Origin of the sequence: Curtobacterium sp. SP.BCp (genome assembly GCF_051903255.1) — a bacterium.
Classification (GTDB): Bacteria; Actinomycetota; Actinomycetes; order Actinomycetales; family Microbacteriaceae; genus Curtobacterium.
In genome coordinates this window covers 3,080,522-3,105,538 of sequence record NZ_CP194338.1, presented here as the reverse complement: position 1 = coordinate 3,105,538, position 25,017 = coordinate 3,080,522, and the positions used below count along the sequence as shown (strand labels likewise).

The 25,017-nt window shown below is 72.7% G+C and carries 27 protein-coding genes; 12 read left to right on the top strand and 15 right to left on the bottom strand.

Annotation, left to right across the window (positions count from 1 at the left end; all coding sequences use genetic code 11):
- Nucleotides 1-254 precede the first annotated feature (254 nt).
- The gene (locus ACRQ4C_RS14770) at nt 255-3,059 is read left to right on the top strand and encodes a hypothetical protein (protein WP_439689196.1); all 2,805 of its coding nucleotides are present in this window, start codon (nt 255-257) and stop codon (nt 3,057-3,059) included.
- Nucleotides 3,060-3,171: 112 nt separating this feature from the next.
- Here the strand turns inward: ACRQ4C_RS14770 and ACRQ4C_RS14765 are convergent, their stop codons facing one another.
- Nucleotides 3,172-3,885 carry an SDR family oxidoreductase gene (locus ACRQ4C_RS14765; protein ID WP_439689195.1) on the bottom strand — a complete coding sequence of 238 codons (714 nt, stop codon included), beginning with the start codon at nt 3,883-3,885 and terminating at the stop codon, nt 3,172-3,174.
- Nucleotides 3,886-3,974: 89 nt separating this feature from the next.
- Here ACRQ4C_RS14765 and ACRQ4C_RS14760 point away from each other — a divergent pair, with 89 nt between their 5' ends.
- Nucleotides 3,975-4,349, top strand: a complete 375-nt coding sequence (locus ACRQ4C_RS14760; RefSeq protein ID WP_290133909.1) for a MerR family transcriptional regulator — start codon at nt 3,975-3,977, stop codon at nt 4,347-4,349.
- An 11-nt stretch (nt 4,350-4,360) separates the two neighbouring features.
- Here the strand turns inward: ACRQ4C_RS14760 and ACRQ4C_RS14755 are convergent, their stop codons facing one another.
- Nucleotides 4,361-5,008: an NAD(P)-dependent oxidoreductase gene (locus ACRQ4C_RS14755; RefSeq protein WP_439689194.1), complete on the bottom strand. Its 648-nt coding sequence runs from the start codon at nt 5,006-5,008 to the stop codon at nt 4,361-4,363.
- A gap of 62 nt (nt 5,009-5,070) precedes the next feature.
- On the opposite strand from ACRQ4C_RS14755, the gene ACRQ4C_RS14750 reads away from it, so the two are divergent.
- Nucleotides 5,071-5,676: a TetR/AcrR family transcriptional regulator gene (locus tag ACRQ4C_RS14750; RefSeq protein WP_439689193.1), complete on the top strand. Its 606-nt coding sequence runs from the start codon at nt 5,071-5,073 to the stop codon at nt 5,674-5,676.
- Nucleotides 5,677-5,678: 2 nt separating this feature from the next.
- Nucleotides 5,679-6,359 carry an HAD family hydrolase gene (locus ACRQ4C_RS14745; RefSeq protein WP_439689192.1) on the top strand — a complete coding sequence of 227 codons (681 nt, stop codon included), beginning with the start codon at nt 5,679-5,681 and terminating at the stop codon, nt 6,357-6,359.
- A gap of 13 nt (nt 6,360-6,372) precedes the next feature.
- Here the strand turns inward: ACRQ4C_RS14745 and ACRQ4C_RS14740 are convergent, their stop codons facing one another.
- The 9 genes from ACRQ4C_RS14740 to ACRQ4C_RS14700 all read right to left on the bottom strand — a co-directional run bounded on the left by ACRQ4C_RS14740 (nt 6,373) and on the right by ACRQ4C_RS14700 (nt 15,808).
- The gene (locus ACRQ4C_RS14740) at nt 6,373-6,600 is read right to left on the bottom strand and encodes a PLDc N-terminal domain-containing protein (RefSeq protein ID WP_439689191.1); all 228 of its coding nucleotides are present in this window, start codon (nt 6,598-6,600) and stop codon (nt 6,373-6,375) included.
- A 167-nt stretch (nt 6,601-6,767) separates the two neighbouring features.
- Nucleotides 6,768-7,652 (bottom strand): aminoglycoside phosphotransferase family protein, encoded by an 885-nt coding sequence (locus tag ACRQ4C_RS14735; protein WP_439689190.1) that lies wholly within the window; start codon nt 7,650-7,652, stop codon nt 6,768-6,770.
- A gap of 7 nt (nt 7,653-7,659) precedes the next feature.
- Entirely contained in the window at nt 7,660-9,954 is a 2,295-nt protein-coding gene (locus ACRQ4C_RS14730) for an FdhF/YdeP family oxidoreductase (protein ID WP_439689189.1), read from the bottom strand.
- Complete coding sequence (gene fdhD, locus ACRQ4C_RS14725; protein WP_439689188.1) at nt 9,951-10,832, bottom strand: formate dehydrogenase accessory sulfurtransferase FdhD; 882 nt, start codon at nt 10,830-10,832, stop codon at nt 9,951-9,953. Before fdhD ends, ACRQ4C_RS14730 begins: the two co-directional genes overlap by 4 nt.
- A gap of 47 nt (nt 10,833-10,879) precedes the next feature.
- On the bottom strand, nt 10,880-12,049 hold the full coding sequence (locus ACRQ4C_RS14720) for a molybdopterin molybdotransferase MoeA (RefSeq protein ID WP_439689187.1): 1,170 nt from the start codon (nt 12,047-12,049) through the stop codon (nt 10,880-10,882).
- Nucleotides 12,046-12,312, bottom strand: a complete 267-nt coding sequence (locus ACRQ4C_RS14715; RefSeq protein ID WP_290133918.1) for a DUF6457 domain-containing protein — start codon at nt 12,310-12,312, stop codon at nt 12,046-12,048. The genes ACRQ4C_RS14720 and ACRQ4C_RS14715 overlap by 4 nt, the downstream gene beginning before the upstream one ends.
- A gap of 45 nt (nt 12,313-12,357) precedes the next feature.
- Entirely contained in the window at nt 12,358-12,945 is a 588-nt protein-coding gene (gene mobA / locus ACRQ4C_RS14710; protein WP_439689186.1) for a molybdenum cofactor guanylyltransferase, read from the bottom strand.
- A gap of 94 nt (nt 12,946-13,039) precedes the next feature.
- Complete coding sequence (locus tag ACRQ4C_RS14705) at nt 13,040-15,115, bottom strand: glycosyltransferase family 39 protein (RefSeq protein ID WP_439689185.1); 2,076 nt, start codon at nt 15,113-15,115, stop codon at nt 13,040-13,042.
- An 84-nt stretch (nt 15,116-15,199) separates the two neighbouring features.
- Nucleotides 15,200-15,808 carry a DUF1349 domain-containing protein gene (locus ACRQ4C_RS14700; protein WP_439689184.1) on the bottom strand — a complete coding sequence of 203 codons (609 nt, stop codon included), beginning with the start codon at nt 15,806-15,808 and terminating at the stop codon, nt 15,200-15,202.
- A gap of 28 nt (nt 15,809-15,836) precedes the next feature.
- Between ACRQ4C_RS14700 and ACRQ4C_RS14695 the strand changes: the two genes are divergently transcribed.
- From ACRQ4C_RS14695 to ACRQ4C_RS14675, 5 genes are read left to right on the top strand one after another with little or no spacing between them, the layout of a single operon-like run.
- Nucleotides 15,837-16,442 carry an NAD(P)H-dependent oxidoreductase gene (locus ACRQ4C_RS14695; RefSeq protein WP_290133922.1) on the top strand — a complete coding sequence of 202 codons (606 nt, stop codon included), beginning with the start codon at nt 15,837-15,839 and terminating at the stop codon, nt 16,440-16,442.
- Between the two features lie 9 nt (nt 16,443-16,451).
- The gene (locus ACRQ4C_RS14690) at nt 16,452-17,057 is read left to right on the top strand and encodes a TetR family transcriptional regulator (protein WP_439689183.1); all 606 of its coding nucleotides are present in this window, start codon (nt 16,452-16,454) and stop codon (nt 17,055-17,057) included.
- Complete coding sequence (locus ACRQ4C_RS14685) at nt 17,054-17,275, top strand: hypothetical protein (RefSeq protein WP_290133924.1); 222 nt, start codon at nt 17,054-17,056, stop codon at nt 17,273-17,275. The genes ACRQ4C_RS14690 and ACRQ4C_RS14685 overlap by 4 nt, the downstream gene beginning before the upstream one ends.
- Nucleotides 17,276-17,277: 2 nt before the next feature.
- Nucleotides 17,278-17,694 carry an NAD(+)--rifampin ADP-ribosyltransferase gene (gene arr, locus ACRQ4C_RS14680; protein WP_290133925.1) on the top strand — a complete coding sequence of 139 codons (417 nt, stop codon included), beginning with the start codon at nt 17,278-17,280 and terminating at the stop codon, nt 17,692-17,694.
- Nucleotides 17,695-17,739: 45 nt separating this feature from the next.
- Nucleotides 17,740-18,546 (top strand): DNA-formamidopyrimidine glycosylase family protein, encoded by an 807-nt coding sequence (locus ACRQ4C_RS14675; protein WP_439689182.1) that lies wholly within the window; start codon nt 17,740-17,742, stop codon nt 18,544-18,546.
- Between the two features lie 29 nt (nt 18,547-18,575).
- On the opposite strand, the gene ACRQ4C_RS14670 is transcribed toward ACRQ4C_RS14675, so the two are convergent.
- The 3 genes from ACRQ4C_RS14670 to ACRQ4C_RS14660 are packed head-to-tail and all read right to left on the bottom strand — an operon-like array spanning nt 18,576 to nt 20,267.
- Complete coding sequence (locus ACRQ4C_RS14670) at nt 18,576-18,986, bottom strand: hypothetical protein (RefSeq protein WP_439689181.1); 411 nt, start codon at nt 18,984-18,986, stop codon at nt 18,576-18,578.
- On the bottom strand, nt 18,983-19,657 hold the full coding sequence (locus ACRQ4C_RS14665; RefSeq protein ID WP_439689180.1) for a DUF433 domain-containing protein: 675 nt from the start codon (nt 19,655-19,657) through the stop codon (nt 18,983-18,985). The genes ACRQ4C_RS14670 and ACRQ4C_RS14665 overlap by 4 nt, the downstream gene beginning before the upstream one ends.
- A 25-nt stretch (nt 19,658-19,682) precedes the next feature.
- Nucleotides 19,683-20,267 carry a TetR/AcrR family transcriptional regulator gene (locus tag ACRQ4C_RS14660; RefSeq protein ID WP_439689179.1) on the bottom strand — a complete coding sequence of 195 codons (585 nt, stop codon included), beginning with the start codon at nt 20,265-20,267 and terminating at the stop codon, nt 19,683-19,685.
- A 157-nt stretch (nt 20,268-20,424) separates the two neighbouring features.
- Here ACRQ4C_RS14660 and ACRQ4C_RS14655 point away from each other — a divergent pair, with 157 nt between their 5' ends.
- The 3 genes from ACRQ4C_RS14655 to ACRQ4C_RS14645 all read left to right on the top strand — a co-directional run bounded on the left by ACRQ4C_RS14655 (nt 20,425) and on the right by ACRQ4C_RS14645 (nt 23,932).
- Nucleotides 20,425-21,792, top strand: a complete 1,368-nt coding sequence (locus ACRQ4C_RS14655) for an MFS transporter (RefSeq protein ID WP_439689178.1) — start codon at nt 20,425-20,427, stop codon at nt 21,790-21,792.
- Between the two features lie 170 nt (nt 21,793-21,962).
- Nucleotides 21,963-22,778 (top strand): sugar phosphate isomerase/epimerase family protein, encoded by an 816-nt coding sequence (locus tag ACRQ4C_RS14650; protein WP_439689177.1) that lies wholly within the window; start codon nt 21,963-21,965, stop codon nt 22,776-22,778.
- The gene (locus ACRQ4C_RS14645; protein WP_439689176.1) at nt 22,775-23,932 is read left to right on the top strand and encodes a Gfo/Idh/MocA family protein; all 1,158 of its coding nucleotides are present in this window, start codon (nt 22,775-22,777) and stop codon (nt 23,930-23,932) included. Before ACRQ4C_RS14650 ends, ACRQ4C_RS14645 begins: the two co-directional genes overlap by 4 nt.
- Nucleotides 23,933-24,194: 262 nt before the next feature.
- Here ACRQ4C_RS14645 and ACRQ4C_RS14640 read toward each other — a convergent pair whose 3' ends face one another.
- Nucleotides 24,195-24,953: an SDR family oxidoreductase gene (locus ACRQ4C_RS14640; RefSeq protein WP_439689175.1), complete on the bottom strand. Its 759-nt coding sequence runs from the start codon at nt 24,951-24,953 to the stop codon at nt 24,195-24,197.
- Nucleotides 24,954-25,017 lie beyond the last annotated feature (64 nt).

The following is a 25,017-nucleotide window of genomic DNA, read 5'->3' as shown; positions in this document are numbered from 1 at the left end:
TCCTGCGCGCCCGGGGGCCCCACGCTCGGAACCGAGCGCGCGACGCTCGACATCGTGCGCGGAGAGGTCCTGACCCCCGTCCGGGACGGTCATCCTGCGGGATGATCCGGCTGGCCGACCGGTCTCGCTACGGTGACCTCGACCGCGTGCCGCTCGGGGCGTGCGCTCGCAGACAGGGGTACCCCGACGTGGACCGTCACCACCGCCAGCTCCGCCCTCGCCGCCACCGCCGCGCGGGTCGCACGCACCTGACCGTGGCCGCCGCCCTCGTCGCGGCATCCGCCCTCGCCGGGAGCCTCGTCGCGCTGCCCGCCGTCGCCGCCCCGTCGGACGACCCGACGGCCGTCGCGGTCGGGGGCGCGTCGAGCGGCACATCCGCGACGGGCGGCGCGACGGACACCTCCGGCAGCTCCGGCACCACGATCTCGACCGGTGCGGCGCCCGTCGCGTCCGGGCCCGGCTGGACCGTGACCCCGACCGACGGTGGGTACACGGTCACCCTCACGCTCGACGAGCCGCTGCCCGTCCGCGCCGCGGCCCCGACGCTCGTGGTCGACGGCACCGACATCGGCGTCGCGACGACGAGCCTCGACCAGCGCACCCTCACGGTCACCACGACGGACCCGTCGGTGGCGGACGCGACGAGCGTCGTGCTCGGGTCGACCGGCGGCGTGCAGCGGCCGAGCGGCTCGACCCCGCAGGTGCAGACGAAGCCACAGGCCGTCCCGCGGGAGACCCCGGCGCCGCTCGACGCCGACCCAGCCGCAGCGGGGCCGTACTCCGTCGTCCGTGCCGACTACGACCTCGGTGACCAGGCGGAGACGATCCGCGGGTTCGCCGGGCGCAAGGGCGAGATGCGGGCGGCGGTCTGGCTGCCGACGAACGCCCCGGGCAAGCGTCCGGTCGCGGTGTTCCTGCACGGCCGTCACGAGGTGTGCTCGGGCGGGACCCCGTCGAGGGCCGGCTGGCCGTGCGGCAAGGGGCAGACGGTGATCCCGAGCTACCTCGGCTACACCGCGGCGGCGCAGGCCCTCGCGAGCAACGGTGTCGTCGTCGTGTCGATCTCCGCGAACGCGATCAACGCCCTCGACGGCACCTACGCGGCGGACGGGGGAGCGGAGGCCCGCGGGCAGCTCGTCCTCGACCACCTCGCGCTCCTGCAGCGCGCGGATGCCGGTCAGGAGCCGAAGCTGTCGTCGAAGCTCGTCGGGAAGCTCGACCTCCGGCACGTCGGGCTCATGGGGCACTCCCGCGGCGGCGACGGCGTGGTCCGTGCGGCACTGCTCAACAGCCAGCGGAAGCAGCCGTTCGGCATCGTCTCGGTGCTGCCGCTCGCTCCGACGGACTTCGGTCGGACCACCCTGCCGGACGTCGACACCGCCGTCGTGCTGCCGTACTGCGACGGTGACGTGTCCGACCTGCAGGGGCAGCACTTCTTCGACGACTCGCGGACGGCGTACGGCGACGACGTCCTCCGCTCCTCGGTGCTCGTGATGGGCGCGAACCACAACTTCTTCAACAGTGTGTGGACCCCGGCCACCTACCCGAAGGAGTCCTCGGACGACTGGTGGGACGACTCCGATCCGGTGTGCGGCGCGAAGGCCAAGGGCACGACCCGGCTGTCCTCGTCCGCGCAGTACGCCGTCGGCACGAGCCTCGTCAGCGGCTTCTTCCGCCTCACGCTCGGTGGCGAGCAGCAGTTCCTGCCGTACTTCGACGGCAGCGGACGGGTCCCGGCCGCGCTCGGGAAGGCGGACCTCCGCGTGACCGCGTCCCTGCCGGGGAGCACCCGCCGCGACCTCGCGCTCTTCACCGCGCCGGACCCCGCCGTCACGACGACCGGAGCGCTCCGGGCCGCCACGTGCGCGAGCTCGGACGGGATCGCCGTCACGGCCACGCTGCCGACCTGCGTCACCGGGGAGACCACCGCGCCCGACTACGTGCCGGCGTGGCTCGCACCGTCCGTCCCGGCGACACCCGCCCTCCACGTCACCCCGACCGGCAGCGCGACCGGCGGGGAGGTCCGGGTCGCCCTCAGCCCGTCCTCGGGTGACCTGTCGTCGTTCTCGGCGCTCTCGCTGCGCCTCACGCCCGACGACCGTGCGACGTCGGGCGTCGACGTGAGCGTCCGCCTGACCGACGCCGCCGGTGCGACGGCGAGCGTGCGGCTGTCGGACGTCAGCCTCGCGGGTGCACTCCTGCCGGGTTCCCGGGACGCCGTGCGCAAGACGCTCCTGCAGGAGGCCCACGTGCCGCTCGCCTCGTTCACCGGCGTCGACCTCACGAGTGTCCGGCAGGTCGCGGTCGTCGTGCCGAAGGGGAAGAGCGGCCTGCTGCTCAGCGACCTCTCCGCGGTGCCCGCGTCGTCGCTCGGGACCCCGAAGGTGGTCGACCGCCCCAGCGTCCGCGTCGTCGACCGGTTCGTCGACGAGGGCAACGCCACGGGCACGACCGGGGTGGCGATCGTGCTCTCGCGTCCGGCGGAGCAGACCGCGACCGTGGCGTTCGACCTCGACGCGTACGACGGGGCCGTCCGGTCGACCGTGCAGTCCGTCGTCTTCCAGCCGGGCGAGACCTGTCACTCGGTCGCGGTCAGGAAAGTGGGGAACCGTCGCGCGTCGGAGTCCCCGACCACCGCCTACCCCATCTCAGTCAGCCTGACGCAAGGCGGCGCGGTGCTCGGCGACGGGACCGGCACCCTGACGCTCCGCGAGGACGACGGCGTCACGGTCGACGGCCGGACCCGGGCGTCGGCGCCTCCCGTCGGCAAGGCAGGTGAGGCCTGCGCCGAGGCGCAGGCTGCCAGGGGCACCGTCACCGCGAACCCGACCCAGCCGAAGCGCGGCAAGGGCGTCGCCCTCACGACCACCGGCTTCCGCGCCGGCGAGTCCGTGACGATGCGGATCGACGGTGGCGCGCCCCAGCGGGTGACCGCGAACGCGGCGGGCACCGCGACGCTCAAGATCGGGGTGACCCGGACCGTCGGGAAGCACACCGTCTCCGCCCAGGGGTACGGCTCGGGTCGTACGGCCTCCGGGACCTTCACGGTCCGTCGCTGACGGGTCCGCCCCTGCGGCGGCGTGCGACGAGACGGACGGGAGGCACGGGTCGGGTCCGACCCGTGCCTCCAGGCCGTTGGTCGGCCGCCTGCTCGGCGCGACGGTGCGTCGGTCAGCCGGCCAGCGCCGTCGCGATCCGCGCGTCGCGCACCTCCGGTGCGTCCGCGAGCGTCGTCTTGACGAGCTCCGACCACTGGTCGACCAGGACCTCCGTCGCGTCCGCCTCGACACCGGCGAGGACGGCGTCGACCACCTCGCGGGGCGTGGCCTTCGGTCCCTCGTACCAGCGGGCGATGTCCGTGTCCGCCGCGCCGAGGTGCACACCGGTGACGAGCGTGCCCTGCTCTGCCAGCTCGAGCCGCGCGCTGTTCGTCAGCGCCCACTCCGCGGCCTTCGCCGCGTGGTAGGCGCCGGCGCCACGGATGCTGAACCAGCTCAGGGCGGACAGGACGTTCACGACCGCGCCGCCGCCGTTCCGGCCGAGGACGGGGGCGAACGCGCGGAGCATCGACGCGGTGCCCCAGAAGTGCGTGTCCATCTCGCGGTGTGCCAGCTCGAGGTCGCCCGTGACGAGATCGGCCCCGGTCGAGATGCCGGCGTTGTTGACGAGCAGGGTGACGTCCTGCGCGCGCTCGGCTGCCGCCGCGACCTGTTCCGCGTCGGTGATGTCGAGCGCGAGCGGCACGACGCCCTCGAGGTCGATGGTCTCCGGCCGCCGGGCGGTCGCGTAGACGGTCGCGCCGCGTTCGACGAGCTGGCGAGCGAACTCGCGTCCGAGACCTCGGTTCGCTCCCGTGACGAGGGCGACGGCTCCGGTGATCTGCATGGTGGTGGTCCTTCCGTGTGGGTTGTACGGTGACCGTAGGACCTGACATCAGTGTCAGGTGCAAGCAGGGCGACGGAGGGCAGTGCGGGATGCGGATCGGCGAGCTCGCGGAGGCGACCGGTGCGAGCGTCCGGTCGCTGCGGTACTACGAGCAGCAGGGCCTGCTGCGGTCGGAGCGGACCGGCGGCGGGCAGCGGGACTACGCGGACGATGCCGTCGAGTACGTGCGGCTCATCCGGTGCTGCCTGCGCGCCGGGCTCCCGACGAAGGTGATCGCGGAGATCATGCCGTGCATGCACAGCGGCACGACGACCGGCTCGCAGCGGGCGTTGCTGCAGGGGGAGCGGGCGAAGCTGGCGGCGCAGATCGCGGAGCTGACCGAGCTGCGGGAGCGGCTCGACTGGTTCATCGACGCGGCTGAGGGGCGGGCGGAGTCGGTCGACGTGCGGACCGCCGCAGCCTGACGTGGGTGCGGTCAGCTGCGCCGACCCCGGGCGTACGCGCTGCCGTCGCACGTGTGCACAGCATCGTCGTCATCGAGCAACCGCAGCGAGTACTCGGCGCAGTCGACGAACGTCCCGATGCTGATCCACCACGACGACCGGCGCAGCCGGCCCTTCGACGGCCCGTCCGACCCGATGCCCGCGCGGTGCACGACCCACTGCAGGTCGCGGGCCTCGGCGTCGAGGTACTGCATCACCGCCTCGTTGTCCCGGTGCTGCCCGTCGAAGCTCTTCGCGATGGTCCGGCGGACCATCCGGAGCGGGATCGGCAGACGCTTCCCGGGCTTCGCGCTGAGACCGCCGGCCTGGTAGAGGAAGCGCCGGACCCCTTGCTGCCGCATGGCGGGGACGAGGCGCCGGACGAACTCGGTGTAGACCATCCGGGTCTCCTGCGCCTGCCGGTCCCCGAGCATCGAGACCACCGCGTCGACACCGTCGAGCAGCGCGTCCAGGTCGAGCGGGCCGGCGACGGAGCCCTCGACGACGTCGAGGTCGGCATGGGTGGTCGTGAGCTTGGACGGGGTACGGGCGACGGCCCGGACGGAGTGGCCCGCTGCGAGGGCGAGCCGGACGAAGTGCTGGCCGGTCTGGCCGGTGGCGCCGAACACGAGGATCTGCATGGTGCCAATCTAGGCACTGACTAGTAAGTAGTCAATGCCTAGTTCGGGACTAGGATGAGGGCGTGACCGGCCGGCCCTTCCACCACGGCAACCTGCGAGCGGTGCTGCTCGACGAGGCCGTCGCCGTGCTCCGCGAGTCGGGCGTCGACGGGCTGTCCCTGCGTGACCTCGCCCGACGGGCCGGCGTGAGTCACGGCGCACCCCGGAGCCACTTCGTCGACCGCCAGGCCCTGCTCGACGCGCTCGCCGCCAGCGGCTTCGAACGCTTGACCGCTGCCGTCCGCCGGGCGCTCGGCGGTTCCGGAGCCGACCTCGCAGCGCGGTTCCGGGCGGTCGCGCACGCCTACGTGGACTTCGCGATCGACGACGCCGCGCTCATGGAGCTGATGTTCCAGGCCAAGGCCGGCGGCGGCGTCGGACCGGCGGGGGAGTCCGCAGCGACCCTGTTCACGGTGCTCGACGGCGCCATGGGACCCCGGCCGGACGACGCTGTCGACGAGGCCTCGCGGACCGCGTTCAAGATGCTCTTCGCCGCCACCATGCAGGGCATCGCCGCGCTCGTCGCATCACGCCGGATCGCGCGTGCGGACGCCGACGGCCTGATCGACGCGGCGACCGAGATGATGCTCGCGTCGGACCTCCGCACCCGAGCGGTCACCGCGGGCTGAACGTGCACCAGCTCCGTGCGGTCTGCTTCGACCTCGACGACACGCTGTTCGACCACCGAGGAGCGGCCCGCACGGGCGTCCGACGGTTCCTCGGCGACCTCGGTGTCGACGTCGACGAGGCGGTCCTCGCGGAGTGGTTCCGAGCTGAGGACGAGCAGTACGAACGGTGGCGGACGGGCGAGATCGACTTCGCGGAGCAGCGGCGGGAACGGCTCCGCATCGTCCTCCCGCCCCTCGGCGTCGCGCTGCCGGCGGACGAGGCGGGGCTCGACGCGCTCTTCGACGACTACCTCGCCGCCTACCGGGACGCCTGGTGTGTCTTCCCGGACGTCGCGCCGCTGCTCCGGTCGCTCCGGGAGCGCGGGTACCGGGTCGGCCTCCTCACGAACGGCTCCGAGGCGCAGCAACTCGACAAGCTCGCCCGGACCGGCCTCGACGAGGCGTTCGATGCGGTGTGCGTCTCGGAGCGGATCGGCGTGCAGAAGCCCGACCCACGCGCGTTCACGATCCTCGCCGCGCGGCTCGGGGTCGATCCGGCGGCATGCCTCTTCGTGGGCGACGACCCCGAGCGGGACGTCGCCGGCGCACGCCGTGCCGGCATGCGCGCGGTCCTGGTCGACCGAGCCGACCCCGCAGCCGCGGACCTGTCGACGGTGGTCGGGACGACGCTCAGGGTGGACTGAGCTTCGGGCCGCGTCAGGCCGACGAGCCGCGGTTCAGACGATCAGCTGCCTTGCCGAGCAGCCAGTTCACGGCCCAGCCGAGCACGCCGATCACCGGCACGAACAGGATGACGACCGTCCAGAGCCACTTGACGACGTCACTCCGCCGACGGTCGCGCCAGACCTGCACGAGCGCGGCGACGGTGAGCGCGAGCAACACGAGCAGCATCAGCACATGGACACCGGTGAATCCCACGAACACGTGGTCGTCCCCTTCCGGCACCGGCGGCCCGGTGCGTCCGATCGACCCTACGGATCGGCTCGCGCGATGTCGTCATCCGCTGGGGGGACCGGACGGGAGGCGCGGGGCGGGCCCGCACCGTGCCTCCCGTCCGGTGCGACCCGGCCGTGCGCCGGGGGCGAACCGCCTCACCCGATCAGGTGAGCGATGCGCGCGGCGCGTGCCGCGTTGTCCTGCGCCTCCGGCAGCTCGCCTCGGCTGACGTACCAGAGCGCCGATTCGACGAGCCGCGCGACCGACCAGGCGTGGACGCGATCCGGGGCGAGGCCCGTCCGGTCCGCGACGAGCGCCGTCCGGTCGACGACGGCGGCCACCGGATCGGGCAGTGCGAACGGGTCGTCGACCTGCATGAGCAGCGGGCAGAGGTCGTAGGCGGGGTCGCCCGTCATCGGCTTCGGGTCGATCACGAGCCACGGCTCACGCTCCGCGGCGAGGACGTTGCCCGGGTTGTGGTCGCCGTGCACGACGACCTCGTGCGTGGCAGTCCGGGGGAGTTCTCGGAGCAGCGCCACGCCCTGCCGGACCACCCCCGGGTCGAGCGGCGGCGCGAGGGTCTGCATCCGGTGTTCCGCGAGGTCCGCCCACTCGTCGCAGACGTCCACGAGCCGTTCGAACGGGGAGGACTCGGGGACACCGGCGGCCCAGAGCCGGGCGACGGCGTCCGCCCCGATCGTCAGCCGTTCCGTCGGGCCGAGGTCCTCCCGGTCGACGAGTCGTGTGCCCGGCGCGCAGCGCTCGAGGAGCAGCACGAACGGGTCCTCCGGGTCGGACGCGAGCAGGCGGACCGCGCCGCGGCCGTCCCACCAGGCGAGCGCGGCGGCCTCGTCGCGGGCCTCACGGTGCGGGAACGACAGCTTGAGCACAGCGGGGAGGCCGTCGGCGGTCGTCACCGTCCGGACGTGCGAGACACTGCCGCCCGTGATCTCCGGACCGAGCCGGAGGTCCCACCGCGCGACGGCGGCGGCGAGCCGGTCCGGCACCGTCCGGCGCCAGTCGTCCTCCGTCGGCCACATGCGGGGGTCAGCCGGCCACCGGTGTGAGCCGCACCGGCACGGCCTTCGACACCGGGGTGTTGCTGCCCCTCGCGGCGCTGTCGAGCGGCACGAGGACGTTCGCCTCGGGGAAGTACGCGGCCGCGCAGCCCTTCGCGCTCGGGTAGGCGACGATGCGCTGGTCGCGGAGCACCCGCTCGACGTCGTCGTGCCAGACCGTGGTGACGTCGACGTGCTGCCCGTCCTCGAGTCCGAGCTCGGCGAGGTCCTCCGGGTTCACGAAGACGACGTGCCGCCCCTTCTTGATGCCGCGGTACCGGTCGTTGAGGCTGTAGATGGTGGTGTTGTACTGGTCGTGGCTGCGCAGGGTCTGCAGCAGCAGGGTGCCCTCCGGGCGCTCGACGTGTTCGAGCTCGTTGACGGTGAGCATCGCCTTGCCGGTCTTGGTGGCGAAGGTCCGCGAGTCGCGGGGGCCGTTCGGCAGCACGAAGCCCTCCTTGCTGCCGGCTCGGCGGGAGTAGTCGTCGAAGCCCGGCACGACGTGGCTGATGTGGTCACGGATGACGCCGTAGTCGTCGCGCATCGCCTCCCACGCGATCGGCACCCGGTCGCCGAGGACGGCGCGGGCGAGCTCGCAGACGATCGCGACCTCGGACCGGAGGCCCGGCGCGACCGGCGGCACCTGGCCGTGGCTGCCGTGCACGGAGCAGACGGTGTCCTCGACCGAGACGAACTGCGGTCCCGAGGCCTGGACGTCGACCTCGGTGCGGCCCATCGTCGGCAGGATGAGGGCTTCCTTCCCGACGACGGCGTGCGAGCGGTTCAGCTTCGTGGACACCTGGACGGTCATCTCGGTACCGCGGAACGCCGCTTCGGCGAGCTGGGAGTCGGAGATCGCGCCGACGAGGTTGCCGCCCATCCCCATCCAGAACCGCACGTCGCCGCGCTGCATCGCCTGGATGCCCTTGAGCGCGTCGACGCCGTGCTCACGTGGCGGGTCGAAGTGGAACTCCTCCGCCAGGGCGTCGAGGAAGGTGTCGGGCATCTGCTCCCAGATCCCCATCGTGCGGTCGCCCTGCACGTTGCTGTGCCCGCGGATCGGGGAGGCGCCGGCGCCGGGCTTGCCGATGTTCCCGCGGAGCAGCAGGAGGTTGATGATCTCCTTGATGGTGTCGACGGCCTTGGTGTGCTGGGTGATGCCCATCGCCCACGTGATGATCGTCCGTTCCGAGCGCAGGTAGCGGTCGGCGAGCTCGTCGATCTCGGTGAGGGACAGTCCCGTGGCGCGGACGACCTCGTCGTCGTCGACCTGCAGGATGTGCTGCACGAACGCGTCGTAGCCGCTCGTGTGCTCGTCGATGAACGCCCGGTCCACCACGGTGCCGGGGGCCGCCTGCTCGGCGAGGACGACCCGCTTCGCGACCGCCTGCAGCAGCGCCATGTCGCCGCCGAGCCGGATCTGCAGGAACTGGTCGGCGATCTGGGTGCCGTGGCCGACGACCCCGCGGACGCGCTGCGGGTTCTTGTAGCGGCGGAGGCCGGCCTCGGGGAGTGGGTTCACGGCGACGATCTCCGCGCCGTTCTGCTTGGCGTCCTCGAGCGCGGTGAGCATGCGGGGGTGGTTCGTGCCGGGGTTCTGCCCCATCACGATGATGAGCTCGGTCTGCTCGAAGTCGTCGTAGGCGATGGTCGACTTGCCGATGCCGACGACCTCGGCCATCGCGAGGCTCGTCGACTCGTGGCACATGTTCGAGCAGTCCGGCAGGTTGTTCGTCCCGAAGGCCCGGACGAAGAGCTGGTAGACGAACGCCGCTTCGTTCGAGGTGCGTCCGGACGTGTAGAACGACGCCTGGTCCGGGCTGTCGAGGCCGTTGAGGTGCTCTGCGATGAGCTCGTACGCGCGCTCCCAGCTGACGGGCTCGTAGTGGTCCTTCCCCGCGGGCTTCCACACCGGCTCGGTCAGGCGACCCTGCATACCGAGCCAGTACTCGGTCTTGCCGGCGAGGTCGTCGACGGAGTGCTCCGCCCAGAAGGTCCGCGGCACGGTGACCGGGGTGGCCTCCCACACCACGGCCTTGCCGCCGTTCTCGCAGAACTCCGCGGTCTTGCGCTTGTCCGGGTCGGGCCAGGCGCAGCTCATGCAGTCGTACCCGCCCTTCTGGTTCAGGGCGAGCATGAGCTTGGCGGTCCGCGCGGCACCGAGCTGTTCGAGCGCGGGCCCCATCGAGTGCAGGACGCCGGGGACCCCGGCGGCCCAGTCCTTCGGCTCACCGACCTCGAGGCCGGCGTCCGTCACGTCGTCGGTCGGGGGCTGCTTCGTCATCGGGCGCTCACGGTCTCTCGGTCGCTGCTGCTGTCGGTGGTGGTGTCGGGTTCGACGATGCGCTCGGGTCGGCTGTAGACGACCATGCTCTGGCCGCGGAGGAACCCGACGATCGTGATGCCGACCTCCTTCGCGAGGTCGACGGCGAGCGACGACGGTGCGGACACCGCGGCGAGCACCGGGATCCCGGCCATCGAAGCCTTCTGTGTCAACTCGAAGCTCGCGCGGCCGCTCACCATGAGCACGGTGCCGGTGAGGGGCAGACGCCCGTCCTTCACCGCCCAGCCGATGACCTTGTCGACGGCGTTGTGCCGGCCGACGTCCTCGCGGAGGACGAGCATCCGCCCGGTGCGTCCGTCGAAGAGCGCTGCGGCGTGCAGGCCGCCCGTCTTCTCGAACACGGCCTGCTGGTCGCGGAGCAGGTCGGGGAACGTCGCGAGGAGCGCCGGGTCGAGCACGAGGTCGTCGTGCAGGACGGTGTGCTGCGAGGTCGTGCGGACGGCGTCGATGCTCGCCTTGCCGCAGAGCCCGCAGGAGCTCGTCGTGTAGAAGGCACGCTCCAGGCTCGGGTCCGGCGCGGGGACACCGGGCGCGAGGGTGACGTCGAGCACGTTGTACGTGTTGAGCCCCTCCTCGGTCGCTCCGGCGCAGTACCGGGCAGTGAGGAAGTCGTCACCGCGTGCGATGACCCCCTCGGACACGAGGAAGCCCGCGGCGAGGTCGACGTCGTTCCCCGGGGTCCGCATCGTGATCGCGAGGGACGAGCCGCCGACCCGGATCTCGAGCGGCTCCTCGACGGCGAGCAGGTCCTCCCGGACCGACCGCGAGGTGCCGACCGTGATGCGGGTGACCCGCTTCCGTGCGGTGATCCGGTTCATGGCTCGGGTCTACCACCCGCACCCGTCGCCCACCAGTGCGGTGCGGGTCACGTCCACGGCAGACGGAGTGCCGGCACGACGGCACCGGCCCGCACGCCGCCCGCCTCGACGACCGCCAGCCCGTCCGCGTCCGCCAGCCCGCGGAGCATCGCCGGCGACTGGTGGGTGGTCGGCACCGCGCCGTCCGGGGTCGACCGGTACGCGAGGACGAGCGCACCCGGGCGTTCGTTCGGCACGTCGGCGGCGATCGGCACCCGGTCCGGCTCGTCGAGGGCACGTCCGGTCATCCCGGCCACGAGCGGACCGCCGAGCAGCACCGCGCCGACCATCGCCGCCATCGGGTTGCCCGGCAGGCAGAGGTACAGCGTCCGGCCGCATCGGGCGAGCATCGTCGGCCGTCCGGGTCGCACGTCGACGCGGTCGACGACGAGTTCCGCGCCGATCCGTCCCAGTGCGCCGCGGACGTGGTCGGTCGACGACCCGGCCGTCCCGCCCGTCGTCACGACCAACCGCTCGGTGGCGTCACCGAGCACCTGTTCGGTCGCCGCGGGGTCGTCGGACACCCGCACGGCGGTACCCGTCGACGCACCGAACCCCTGCAGGACGGCGGGGAGCGTCATGGTGAACACGTCCCGGACCCGACCGGGTTCCGGGACACCCCGCCCGACGATCTCGTCCCCGAGCACGGCGACGCGGACGGTCGGCGCGGGGACGACGTCGAGGTCGTCGACGCCCGAAGCGGCGGCGAGGGCGATCCGGGGCGGTGTGAGCACGGTCCCTGCGGCGAAGAGCAGCTCCCCGACGGAGACCTCCTCGCCCGCGGGCCGGACGTGTCGACGGATCCCGATGGTGTGCCGCACGAGCCGTCCGTTGACGACGTCGGCGTCCTCCGAGCGCACGACCGACGTCGTCCCGGGCGGGATCGGCGCCCCGGTCGTGATCGGCCGCGCCCGACCCGCGTCGAGCCGCTCGGTCGACGGAGCCGCCCCGGCGACGATCGCGGCGCCGAGCGACCACGGGCCCTCGCCCGCCACCGCCCAGCCGTCCATCGCGGCGCCGTCGTGGCCGGGGACGGCGCCGGGGGCGGTCAGGTCCGACGCGAGCACCCGCCCGAGACCGTCCGCGAGCTCCACCCGGACACCGGGCTCGCACAGTGCAGCCCCGGCCGCGTGCGCCGCTGCCCGGGCGTCGGCCCACTGCGCCGGGCCGCCCGTCACGCTCCGTCCTGCTCGGCGCGCGCCGCGGCGAGGCGGGTCGCGGTGGCGACGGCGTCGGACAGGTCCTCGGTGCTGCCGCCGCGGAGCCCGGCCGCGTACCCGACGAGGAACGTGGTCAGCGGCGCGGCCGGCCGTGCCACCCCGTGCGCGGCGTCGCGGGCGAGGTCGAGCACGACACCGATGTCGATGGCGGAGTCTGCGGGCAGACCGAGCGCCTCGGCGAGCTCGGCCCTCCACCCTGCGAGGACGTCGTCTGTGGTCATGTCGCCAGTCAAGCAGTGCCGGGGACACCGGGCCTCGCGACGGGCTCAGGTGAGCCGTTCGGCGTCGTCCGGGGTGTCGACGTCCGCGCAGAGTGCGGAGGGCACGGGGACCTCCACGAGCGTGAGCGGAGCGGTCAGCCGACGGAGCGACGCACCGACGACCTCGTCGAGGCTGTCGACCGCAGTCCGGAGGGCCGTCGACCGGTACAACGCCAGGAGCGGCTGGCGGCGTCCGTCGTCGTCGACCGCGACCCACCCGTCCCGATCTGCATCGTCGTCTGCGGGATCGACGGCTCGGAGCAGGAGCGTCACGGCCTCCACCGGCCGGACCAGGTCGCAGGCCAGCACCAGCGTGAGCGGGGCGCTCGCCGGAACCGCGCCGAGGCCCGCTGCGAGCCCGCTCACCGGACCGCCGAACGGCGGGTCCTCACGGACGAGCACGATCCCGGTCGGCGTTCGGGCGTCCTCCCTCGACCCCACCAGGACCGTCCGCCGGGCGCCGGCGGCGGCGTGCACCGCGCGGTCGAGGAGGGTGTCACCGGGCGCGCCGAGCGCGGTCTTGTCGATGCCCCCGAAACGCGCGGCGCGTCCGCCTGCGAGCAGGACGGCGTCGAACGACGGGAGGGCGGACACGTCCGCACGCTACCGGCCTGGAGGCACGGCTCGACTCCGCCACGCACCGCTCGACCTCACGCGGGCCGTGTCGCTGCACGTGGCCGGTCCGCGCTCAGTGGCAGCGTTCCAGGGTGAAGGACGGCTCGGCGTCGAACCCACCGCGGCCGGTTCCGGACGGGCCGCTCGACGTGGACGTCGACCCCCAGTGCCGCACGGTCGTGCACCCGAGCGCGTCGGTCGCCTGCACGACGGGGTCGCTGCTCGTGGCCGAGGACGCGACGACGAGGAGCCGGTCGGTCCCGGTCGCGACGAGTCGCTCGATCTGGGCCGCGGTGAACACCGGCACGTGCCCGGAGAACCCGCCGTCGGTGAGGACCTCACGCCCGGTGTCGCCGATGACGTCCGCGGAGATGCGCCACGAGTCGGACAGGAAGAGCGGCCGGCCGTCCCTCCCGCCACCGTCCTGCTCGGCCGTGCGGACCAGGGCAGCCTCTGCCGGGGTGAGGCTCGAGTGGCCGCCCCAGACGTCCGGTGCCGAGACGCGGAAGGCGGAACTCGGGACGACGCTCCGGTCCGCGCCGAGCATCCCCGCCCGGGCGAGCGCGAACGAGCGGTCCGGCGTGCGACCGCCGAAGGCGAACGCTCCCGTCCCGGTGCCGACCGAGGCGTCCCCGCCGCTGCCGTCCCGAGCCGCGTCGAGGGCCTGCAGCGAGAAACAGGCCGGCCCGGCGACGACCGCGGCGACGAGCAGAGCCGTCGTCGCCCGTCGCCCGCGCGTGCCGGTCCGCACGGAGACACCGCCCCAGTGCACGAGCAGCGCGATGAGCGAGGCGATCGTCAGCCCCACCGCCACCGCGCCGAGCACCACCGGTTCGGCGGACGACCGCGCGAGCCACGTCCACCAGGCGCCCTGCACCACGAGGAGCCCGACCGGGACGGCGCGGAGCCGTCGGTCCGCAGCGTCGACCAGGGACGCCGCGCCCCACCAGCCGACCGCAGCGAGCACGGCGAGCTGGACGCCGATGCCGGCGACGTAGGCGGTGTGCGGGAGTCGCATGACGGACAGCACCACGACCGCCGTGATCAGCCACACGCAGACCGTGACGAGCGCTGCGAAGGCGGGACGTGCCTCCCGGCCGGTGCGACGGGGCCACCACCGGACAGCACCGATCCCGATGCCGGCGACCGCGGCCGGCCACGACCAGCCCACCTGCGAGGCGTACCGCGGCGAGAAGAGCTGCAGCAGGGTCGTCCCGGTGCGGTGCGGCCCCCCGTCGAGGCCGTGGAAGCCGCGGGCAAGGTGCGCTCCCGCGCGGGCGAACGCACCGCCGAGCGCGTTGACGGCGCCGGGCCAGGCGCCGGGCAGGAACCGGTCGACGCCGTTGTACCCGAACACCATCGCGAACACGCTGTCGTCCGTCGAGCCGTCGACGTAGGGGTGGTCCGCCGTCGGCAGCAGCTCGACCACCACCGACCACGCGAGGCTCGCGACGAGCGTCGACGCGACGAGCACCGTGACGTGCCCGAGCGTGCGACGCCACCGCGCCCCCGGGGCCGACAGCGCCACCACCGTCCCGACCACGAGCGCGGGGACGACCAGCCACGCCTGGAGCATCTTCGCCTGGAAACCCACCCCGACGAAGAGCCCCGCGAGCACGAGCGGCCACCAGCGCCCGGTCAGGGCGGCACGCTGCCACCAGACGAGCGCGACGGCGAGGGCCATCGTGAGGAGCCCGTCCTCCATCGGGTGGCCGAACATCGACACGAAGATCGGGGTGGCCGCCGCGAGGGCCGCCGCGACGAGTCCGACCCGCGCGCCGGCCCAGCGCAGCCCCACGACCGACACCGCCACGGTCGTGACCGCGCCCTCGACCACCTGCGGCAGCGCGAGCGCGGCGGTGGACATGCCGAACACGTGCACGCTGATCGCCTGGGGGACCGCGAAGCCCGCGAGCTTGTCGAGCGTGACGGTCGCGCCGGGGTCGAACGAACCGCTGAGGAAGGCGGGCAGGGACTCTGACATCGAGCGGGCGGCGGCGGCGTAGAAGTCCGAGTCGCCGCCCCGTGCGAGGTTCCAGCTCGTCAGGACGGCGCCGAGCACGACGACGAGGGCGAGGACGGCGAGCTGGCGCCGCGGCTGGTGCAGCCAGCGGGCGGGACGCGCGCCGGTGCGCTCGGGCATGGTCATGACGGCAATGTGGTGCCCGCGTCGATGAGGAAGCCGGAGATCCGCCCGGGTCCGGCAGCGGGTTCGTTCAGGCGGTGTCCGCTCTCAGGAACCGTCGCGGAGGTCGGCGAGCGTTCCGGCGGCCAAGGCGATGTGGTCGAAGGTCACCGTGCAGCCGTCCCCGAGCGGGGCCTGCGCGAGGAAGCCGACCGAGAACGGCTGCGCGCCGGGGTCGAGGCGGAAGGTCCGGACGAAGTCCCACGTCACGCCGTCGTCGGACGCGTGGAACGCGAACGCAGGACCCACGCGGGCGATCCGTAGGGAAACGCTCGGACCGGAGAGCAGCCAGCCGTTCCCGTCGTCCGAGAAGCCGTCCGTCACGACGCTGACCACCATGTCCTCACCCTGCGGGGAGTGCTCGTCGCAGAGCTTCGCCCAGCGGTCCCGATCCGACCACAGCGCGAGTGCCCCGGCGTCGAAGGTGGTCCGTTCACCGTGCACGGTCACGCGGGCGGAGAAGACGAAGTCGCCGTCGGGTGCGGGGAAGGCGAGGGCGGTGGCGCCGTGTTGCTGCGGCCCGCCGGCAGCGTCGTTCGTCCAGTCCACCCCTGCGGCCGACACGAGGGTCAGTGAACCGGTGTCGGCGTCGAGGTGAGCGGTGCCGTCGAGACCGGTCCAGTGGAGGGGCGGAAGGCCGGGGACACGGGTGGTCACGACCGCACGGTACCGGTTGGATGGGGTGGTGTCCGTGCTCATCGTCACCGCCCACCCCGATCCCGAGTCGCTGACCCGCGCGATCGCGCGGGCACTCGCCCGCGCGCTGGAGGGCGACGGAGCGGCGCCCGTCGCGGTGGCCGACCTCGACGCGGAGGCGTTCGATCCTCGCTTCACGCTCGCCGACCGACACGCGTACCGGACCGGGCACGACGCTCCGGCCGACGTCGCGGCCGAGCGAGCGCGGCTGGACCACGTCGACGACCTCGTCCTCGTGTTCCCCGTGTACTGGTGGTCGATGCCGGCGCTGCTGAAGGGGTGGGTCGACCGGGTCTTCGGCAACGGCTGGGCATTCCGCGTCGGACCGGACGGCAGGATCGTGCGGCTCCTCGGCGACCTCACCGTGCACTTCGTCCCGATCGCCGGCGACGACGCGGGACGGTACGGACGGCACGGCTACGACCAGGCCTTCACGGCGCAGGTCGAGCACGGCATCGTCGACTACTGCGGCGCTCGCAGGGGCGCGACCGCCTGGCTGCACGAGTCGGAGACGGAGGATCCGGATGCCCGCTCGGCGACCGTCCGCGCCGTCGTCGAGGCCGTCCGCGACGCGGTGGTGCAGGCGCACCGGTAGCGTGTCGGCATGCCCCGCTTCACACCGCCGCCGGCCGACGCCGTCCGCGGACGACTCCTGGACGCGGCCCGCGACGAGTTCGCATCGCAGGGGGTGAACGGGGCGAAGGTCGAGCGGATCGCCGCCGCTGCCGACAGCAACAAGGCCCAGCTGTTCCACTACTTCGGCGGCAAGGACGGCTTGTACGAGGCGCTCCTCGAGCAGACCGCGACCGAGCTCGCCGCCGAGGCCCCGCTCGACGTCGACGACCTGGCCGAGTACGCCGGTCGTCTGCACGACGCCTACACCCGTCGGCCGTGGGTGCCGCGGCTCCTGACCTGGCACCGGCTCGAGGGCCGTCCGGTCGAGTCGCTCGAGGGCGCCCGGGCGGACGCCGTCGCCACGGTCGAGGCAGCACAGCGAGCTGGCGTGCTGCCCCGGACCTTCCGACCGGCCGTGCTGCTCGGGCTGGTCGAGCACCTGGCGGCGTTCTGGGCGGAGACCGCGCCGGAGGCCGAGGGTCCCGTCGCGGCAGTGGCCCCGCGGCGGCGGCGGCAGGCCGTCGTCGACGCGGTGGCGGCGTTGCTCGGACGGTCGGCGGATTCCCGGCCGCGTGGGAGTTCGCTGGGCGCATGAGCGAGTTCGTGAGGGACAACCCGGCCGCCGGACCCGAGGAGCCGGACGCGTACGGCATCGACCTCGTCGACGGCGACGAGCCGTCCGTCCGCCTGCTGGTGCGTGGCGAGCTGCCGGAGTCGGTCGAGCACGACGGCCGGACCTGGGTGGCCACCGACGAGACGCACGACCCTGGTGACGACGGCCCGCCGATCGCCGTGTTCCGGCCGCAGGACTGACCGTGGCGGCAGCGGACGAGACGGGACCGTTCTTCCACGGCACCCTCGCGGTGCTGCGGGAGGGGGACCTGCTCGTGGCGGGTCGGCCTTCGAACTACCGCCCCGAGGTCGTGATGAACCACGTCTACTTCACGGCGCTCCCCGACGGCGGTGGACTCGCCGCGGAGCTCGCGGTCCTGCTCGCCGGCGCCGGTGCCCCGCACGTCTACGAGGTCGAGCCGACCGGGCCCTTCGAGGACGATCCGAACGTCACCGACAAGAAGTTCCCCGGCAACCCCACGCGGTCGTACCGCACGACGGCGCCGCTGCGGATCGTACGCGAGGTCCACGACTGGACGCGGCTGACGCCCGAGGCGCGTGAGACGTGGCGGGAGCGGCTGGCGACGATGCAGCGCGACCGCGCCGAGATCATCAACTGACGCCCGACGGCGGTCGCTGTCGGTCGTCGGACGTACTGTGCGGCCATGCCCGAGGGTGACTCCGTCCACCGGCTCGCCGCGCGGCTCCGAGCGGTCGACGGGGCACGGGTCCGTGCCGGTGAGCTCCGCGGCGGCCCGGACGCCGGGCACGCGTTCGGTGGGCAGCGCGTCAGCGGCCACGCCACACACGGCAAGCACCTCCTCACCCGCTTCGACGATGGCACGACCCTCCACACGCACATGCGGATGCAGGGCTCGTGGACCGTGACCGCCTCCGGGCGACGGTTGCCGCTCCACGTGGCGCGGGATGCCCGCGTGCGACTCGCGCTCGACGACGGCCGGACGGTGTGGGGCATCGACCTGCCGGTCGTCGAGCTCGTACCGACCGCCGAGGAGTCCCGCGTCATCGGGTACCTCGGCCCCGACCTCCTGCACGACGACTTCGACCGCGACGAAGCCGTCCGTCGTTGCACGAGCGACCCCGACGCGTCGATCCGGACGGTCCTCCTCGACCAGCGCCGGGTCGCGGGCCTCGGGAACCTCTGGGTGAACGAGCTCTGCTTCGTCCGCGGCATCCACCCGGACCGTCCGGTCGGCGACGTCGACGTCCCGTCGGCCCTCGACACGGCGCGCCGGATGCTGCGGCACTCGGCGACCGTGCCGGACGCCTACCAGGTGACGACCGGGGTACTGCGACGCGGGGAGCGACACTGGGTCGTCGGGAGAGCCGGGCGACCGTGCCTCCGGTGCGGGACCCGGGTGCGGGCGCGCGACGACGTCGAGGTGGCGGGGTCGCCCGCGCGGCGGGTGTGGTGGTGTCCCCGCTGCCAGCCGGCGCCGACGACGCGCTGACCGCCGGAGCCGGAGCCGACGACTGCGTCTCAGGGAACGTTGAGCCGCTTCCGTCGCAGCCCTGCTGCGGTGAGCGCCATCACGAACGGCGGTTGCACGCAGGCGAGCCGGTGGATCGCAGCCTCGTGCAGCAAGCAGAGGTCGCCCATCTGGGCAGCGGTGAGCTCGCCTCGCGCGAAGGTGACCACACGTGCGTCGTTGACGTGGACGGCCAGCGCCTCGAGTGGTCGGCTTGCGATCCGGTGGTCCTTCGCGAGGAGCACGAACCCGGCCCGGGTCCCCGCCGCGATCCACTCCTCGTCGGCCATCCGCTGCGCACGCTCGTCGCCGAACTGCTCCGCGAGGGTGACGGCGTCCCACCCGGCGCCCCGGAGGCGCGCGATGAGGAGGCGGCCGCCGACGGAACGATCGAGCAGGAAGCGACACTCGCCCATCGTCATGCGGCCTGCAGGAGGAGCGACCGGAGTTCCACCGGCTCGAGGCCGAAGTCGTCCGCGACGTCCGACATCGCCTCGCCGGCGCGGACCCGGCTGACCACGTCTTCGACACGGACGCCGATCTTCGCCACGGTCGGCTGACCCGAGTTGCGGTGTGGATCGACGACCACCTCGATGTGCTCGAAGGCGGGGAGCCGGAGGAAGTCCACGAACCCCTCGCGGTAGACGATGCTCTGCAGGTACTGGTCGACGACGTCCCGGAACACGCCCTGGTGGTTCCGGACGACGACGAGGTCTCGGTCGCCGTTCTCGATGAGGATCTCGGCGCCGTCGGTCCGGAGCTTCTCGCTGAGCAGGGCATCCTCCAGTCCGATCTCCTGGCGGAGGACGTCGACCGCGGGCCGGATCCGAGCCATCGGGAGACCGGCACGGCGGAACGACTCCACGATGTAGGCCTCTGCGAGCGCGTTGAACGGGACCGTGAAGCTCCGCCCTGGTCGCACCCCGGTGAGGATGGGCGCACTCCACCCCCACTCGCCTTCGCTCCGCTGCCTGAACCGGTGCCCGTGCGCCCACCGCGCGAACGAGGTCGACGGGGCGCGGACGATCTGCGCTGCCTCCGTCAGGGAGTAGATCGGGGTCGTGTGTGCCGTGTCGCCGATCGGTGTTTGCATGCAAACAGCCTACCGCGCGGAGGACTCAGAGCACCCGCTCGAGCAACCGCAGCGTCCCCGCGATGTCGATGCTCCGGTCGAGCAACCACTGCACCTGCAGCCCGTCGAACGCCGCGATGATGAGCGACGCCACCTGCTCGAGGTCCGCGTCCGAGTACCGCCCCGACGCCGCGAGCTCGTCCCGGAGCTGCGCCGCGAGGTCCGCCCGTGCGGAGTCGAACCGCTCCGTGAAGAACACCCGCGCCTCCTCGTTCCCCGGCTCGACGGAGGCGCCGAGCAGCGTCGTGTAGAGCGTCACGAGGGCCGGCTCCTGCACGTTCCGGTCGGCCACCGCGGTCATGCCGGCGACGACCCCCGGGACCTCGGTGAGGGTCTTGCCCGAGAGGACGTCCCGCTCCCGGAGCACCTCGACGAGCAGGGCCTCGCGTGACGAGAAGTAGTGCCGGAGCGCCGCGTGCGAGATGCCGATCGCGTCGCCGATGGCCCGGAGCGAGGTGCCGTCGATCCCACGGGTCGCGACGACGTCGAGCGTCCGGTCGAGGATCTCCTGCCGCCGCTGGATCCCCTTGGCGTACGGACCCCGGACGCCGCTTCCCACGTTGGAACTCACCTGCCCAGGCTACGGCGCGACCGGGAGCGGGCCCGGCGCGCACGAAACAATCTCACCAAAAACTTCCGCCCGGAGGTTTTGGGTGCTACTGTCGCCGTCACCTACCAGCACTAGGTATTCAGACGGGCGTCAGCCCCCTGTGGCTCGAGGAGGAGTCATGTCGACACCGACGTCGAAGGAAGAACCCAAGTCCGGTCTCGCCGGCACCGCCAACCCGCCGGTCACCGCGGCCGCGGGCGCGACGAGCTCCGACCATGCAGCGGCATCGCGTGCGTTCTCAGTCGAGGGCATCACGCAGGCCGTCAGCAGTGTCCGAGTCGGCCGTGGCTACCTCTGGGGCCTCAGCTTCGCCCAGTTCGGCCTGTTCGTCGCCCTGCTCACCCCGGTCTTCGTGAGCATGTCGATCAAGGCCGAGCAGCTCAACCCGGCCAGCCCCGAGACGGTCGTCGGTTCGGTCCTGCCGTTCGGCGCGTTCGGCGCACTGCTCGCCAACCCGCTCTTCGGTGCCGTCTCCGACCGCACGCGCACCCGCTGGGGTCGCCGCCGCCCGTGGATGATCGGCGGCGTCGTCGTCTTCGTCGGCGCGCTCGCCTGGCTGGCGTTCTCCCCGAACGTGCTCCAGCTCACCCTGGCGTGGGTCCTCGCACAGGTCACTGCCAACGCCGTCCTCGCCACCCTGACCGCGAGCTTCGCCGACAACGTGCCGGAGTTCCAGCGCGGCAAGGCATCGAGTGTCATCGCTCTGGCACAGAACATCGCCATCCTCGCCGGCCTCTACCTGGCCGTGTACCTCGTCGGCAACCTGCCGATCCTCTTCATCGCGCCGGGCATCCTGGCGATCATCGCGATCGTGGTCTACGCCGTCATCTGCCGCGACGACCTGCCGACCACGCCGATCAAGCCGTTCAGCTGGATCAACCTCATCAGCTCGTTCTGGACGAACCCGATCAAGCACCCGGACTTCGGGCTCGCCTGGTGGGGCCGCTTCCTCATCACCTTCGGCACGTTCATGTTCACGACGTACCGCCTGCTCTACATGCAGGACCGGATCGGACTCCCGCAGAAAGAGGCCGTCGGGGTCGTCGCCTTCGGTGTGCTCCTCTACACCGTCGCCCTCCTCGTCAGCGCCGCGCTCTCCGGCTGGGTCTCCGACCGCGTCGGTCGCCGCAAGGTGTTCGTCTGGAGCTCCACCGCGCTCACCGCGGTCGGCCTGGTCATCCTGGCGCACGTCGACACCGTCGGCGGGTTCTACTTCGCCGAGATCGTGATGGGCTTCGCCTTCGGCATCTACGCCGCGATCGACACCGCGCTCATCGTCGACGTGCTGCCCGACCCGGAGCGTCCCGGCAAGGACCTGGGTGTCATCAACATCGCCAACGCCCTGCCGCAGTCGCTCGCACCGGCCGTCGGTCTCTTCCTCCTCGGCATCGGCGGCGGGCAGAACTACACGCTCATGCTCTGGGGCGCCGGCGTCGCGGTCCTGCTCGGGGCCCTCGTCATCTTCCCCATCAAGTCGGTCAAGTAGCGGCTGACCAACCGCAACCGCCTGGAGGCGCGACCCGCGTCGACGACGCGTGTCGCGCCTCTCCCCACCGACACGGCCTGCACGCCGCTGGCGCGTCGCGCAGGAACCGGCGGTGTGGGCCCAGGCCGTCACCGCCAGCCCCGCGACGACGCGGGCAGAAAGGACCCACCATGGCACCCGCCATCTCCCTGCAGCTCTACACGGTGAACGCCGCGCTGGAGCCCGACCTCGACGGCGGCGTCCGCCGCCTCGCCGAGATCGGCTTCGACACCGTCGAGGCCTTCGCGTTCGTCGGCCGGTCCGCCGAACTCAAGCGGGCGTTCGACGCGCACGGCATCACCGCGAAGACCGGTCACGCCTTCCTCGTGCAGCAGGAGATCCCGCTGCCCGACGGCTCCGTGATGACCGCACCGTCCCACGCCGAGACCTTCGCGGCGGCCGCTGAGCTCGGTCTCGAGATCGTGATCGACCCGTTCGTCGGCGCCGACGAGTGGACCACCCGCGAGGGTGTCGAGCGCGTCGCTGCCCGGTTGAACGAAGCCGCCGCCGAGGCCGCCGAGCACGGCATGCGCGTCGGCTACCACAACCACGACCACGAGCTCCGGCCGCAGATCGACGGCAAGCCCGCACTCCAGGTGCTCGCCGAGCTGCTCGACCCCCGTGTCGTGCTCGAACTCGACCTGTACTGGGCGTCGGCCGCCGGCATCGACCTCGTGCCGTTCATCCAGGAGCTCGGGGACCGGATCGTCGCCGTGCACGTGAAGGACGGGCCGATGCACGACGGGATCTCCACCGCCTCGATCCCGACCGACCAGACCCCGGCCGGCCAGGGCGACGTCCGCCTCGCCGAAGCCATCGCCGCAGCCCCTGCGCTCGAGTACGCCGTCATCGAGTTCGACGGCTTCGACGGGGAGATCTTCGACGGGGTCGAGCAGTCCTACCGGTGGCTCGACGCCACGCTGAACAAGGAAGCGGTCTCCGCATGACCCGCACCGGGAAGGTCGGCATCGGGTTCATCGGCGCCGGCATGATCAGCGAGCAGTACCTCACGAACCTCACGCGGTTCCCCGACGTCGAGGTCGTCCGCATCGGCGACATCGACACCGAGCGTGCGGCGGCGTCGGCTGCGAAGTGGGGCGTCGCGGCGTCCGGCACCGGCGACGACGTCCTCGCGGACCCGGACGTCGAGATCGTCATCAACCTCACGCTGCCGGCCACGCACGTCGAGGTCTCGACCGCCGCCCTCCGCGCCGGCAAGCACGTGTGGAGCGAGAAGCCGATCGGGGTCGACCGTGCGTCCGCCGCCGGGCTGGTCGCCCTCGCCGAGTCGCTCGGGCTGGGGCTCGGCATCGCGCCCGACACCGTGCTCGGCTCCGGATGGCAGACGGCCAAGCGCGCCATCGAGTCCGGCGCGATCGGCACCCCGTTGACCGCGGTGACGAGCTTCCAGTGGCAGGGCCCCGACGTGTTCCACCCGAACGCGTCGTTCCTCTACGCGAAGGGCGCGGGGCCCCTGTTCGACATGGGCCCGTACTACTTCACGGCGCTCGTGCACCTGCTCGGCCCGATCGCTTCGGTCGTCGCGACCGGCTCGACGTCGCGGGACACCCGCCAGCTCGTCGTCGGGCCGAACGCCGGCCAGGAGTTCCCGGTCGAGGTGCCCACCCACCTCTCCGTCCTGACCTCCTTCGAGCAGGGCGGCTCCGCGCAGTCGCTGCTCTCGTTCGACACCCCGCTGTTCCGGCACGGCGTCTTCGAGGTGAACGGCACCGAGGGCACGATCGTCCTGCCCGACCCGAACACCTTCGGCGGCGGGCACCCGATCCGCATCGCACGGCCGCTCGGTGCCGACGTCTCGTTCCCGTTCGAGCAGGAGTGGGAGACCGTCCTCGACGAGGAGCCCACCGCCGGCCGCGGGCTGGGCGTGCTCGACATGGCGCGGGCGATCCGTGGCGGCGGCTCGCACATCGCGACGGGCGAGGTCGGCTACCACGTGCTCGACACGATGGTCGCGGTGGAGGAGTCGGTCGAGCGCCGTGCGTTCGTCGACGTCGAGTCCACCGTCGCGCCGATCGCGTCGCTGCCGGAGGGCTTCGACCCCTTCGCGGCCACGCTCGACACGGTCGCCGCCGCGGTCTGACGACCCGCGTGACGGCCGGGGCCCACGCCGCCGGTTCCTGCGCGACGCGCCAGCGGCGTGCAGGCCGTGTCGGTGGGGAGAGGCCCTGCTCACGTCCGCTGCGAGCGGAACGTGGGCAGGGCCTCCCGTCCGTCCATCACGACGCGCGCCGGGCCGGCCCAGCCCGGTCCCCGAGTCTCGGCTCGGCGGACAGTTCCGCGGCTCCGCGGCCGCGGAACTGTCCGTCGTGGCGAGTCTCGCGTCAGCGCGGCGACGCCGCGGCTCACCAGGGGACGACGCCGTCGTCCTCGAAGAACCCGCCGCGGGGGCCGTCGTCGGGCAGGGTGGCGAGCCGGATGGCGGTCGCCGCGCCCTGCGCGGCCGTCCGGTCGCCTGCGAAGCCGTTGAAGTCCGTCGCGACGAGGCCGGGGCAGGCCGCGTTCACGATGATCGGCGTGTCCGCGAAGGTCCGGGCGTACTGGGTGGTGATGCCGTTGAGGAAGGTCTTCGAGGGCGCGTACGCGGCCATGACCGGCCCGGGCTGCCGGCCGAGCGAACCCATGCTGCTCGAGGCGTTGACGATCCTCGGCGCGGAGGAGCGGCGGAGCAGCGGCAGGAACGCGTTCGTCACGCGGACCACCCCGTAGACGTTGACGTCGACCACCTGGCGGACCACGTCGAGGTCGAGCGTCGTCGGGTCCTGCGTCCAGGTGACGGGGTCGAACGGACCCGAGATGCCCGCGTTGTTCACGAGGACGTCGAGACGCCCGAACCGCCGCTCGACCTCCGCGGCGGCAGCGACGACCCCGTCGTCGTCCGTGACGTCGATCCGGACGCCGTGCGCGTCGATGCCCTGCGTGCGCAGCCGTTCGACGGCCGCCGACCGACTGTCGTCGTCACGGGCACCCACCAGCACGCGGAGGCCCCGGGCGCCGAGGCCCTCGGCGATCGCGTACCCGATGCCCTTGTTCGCGCCCGTCACCAGCGCGGTGGTCCTGTCGTTCGTGGCTGTCGTGGCTGTTGCGTCGTCGTGCTCGTCCATGACCCGATCGTCGGTCCGAGCAGGTCGCTGTGTCCAACACCGATCCGGTCATCGGTGGTACCCC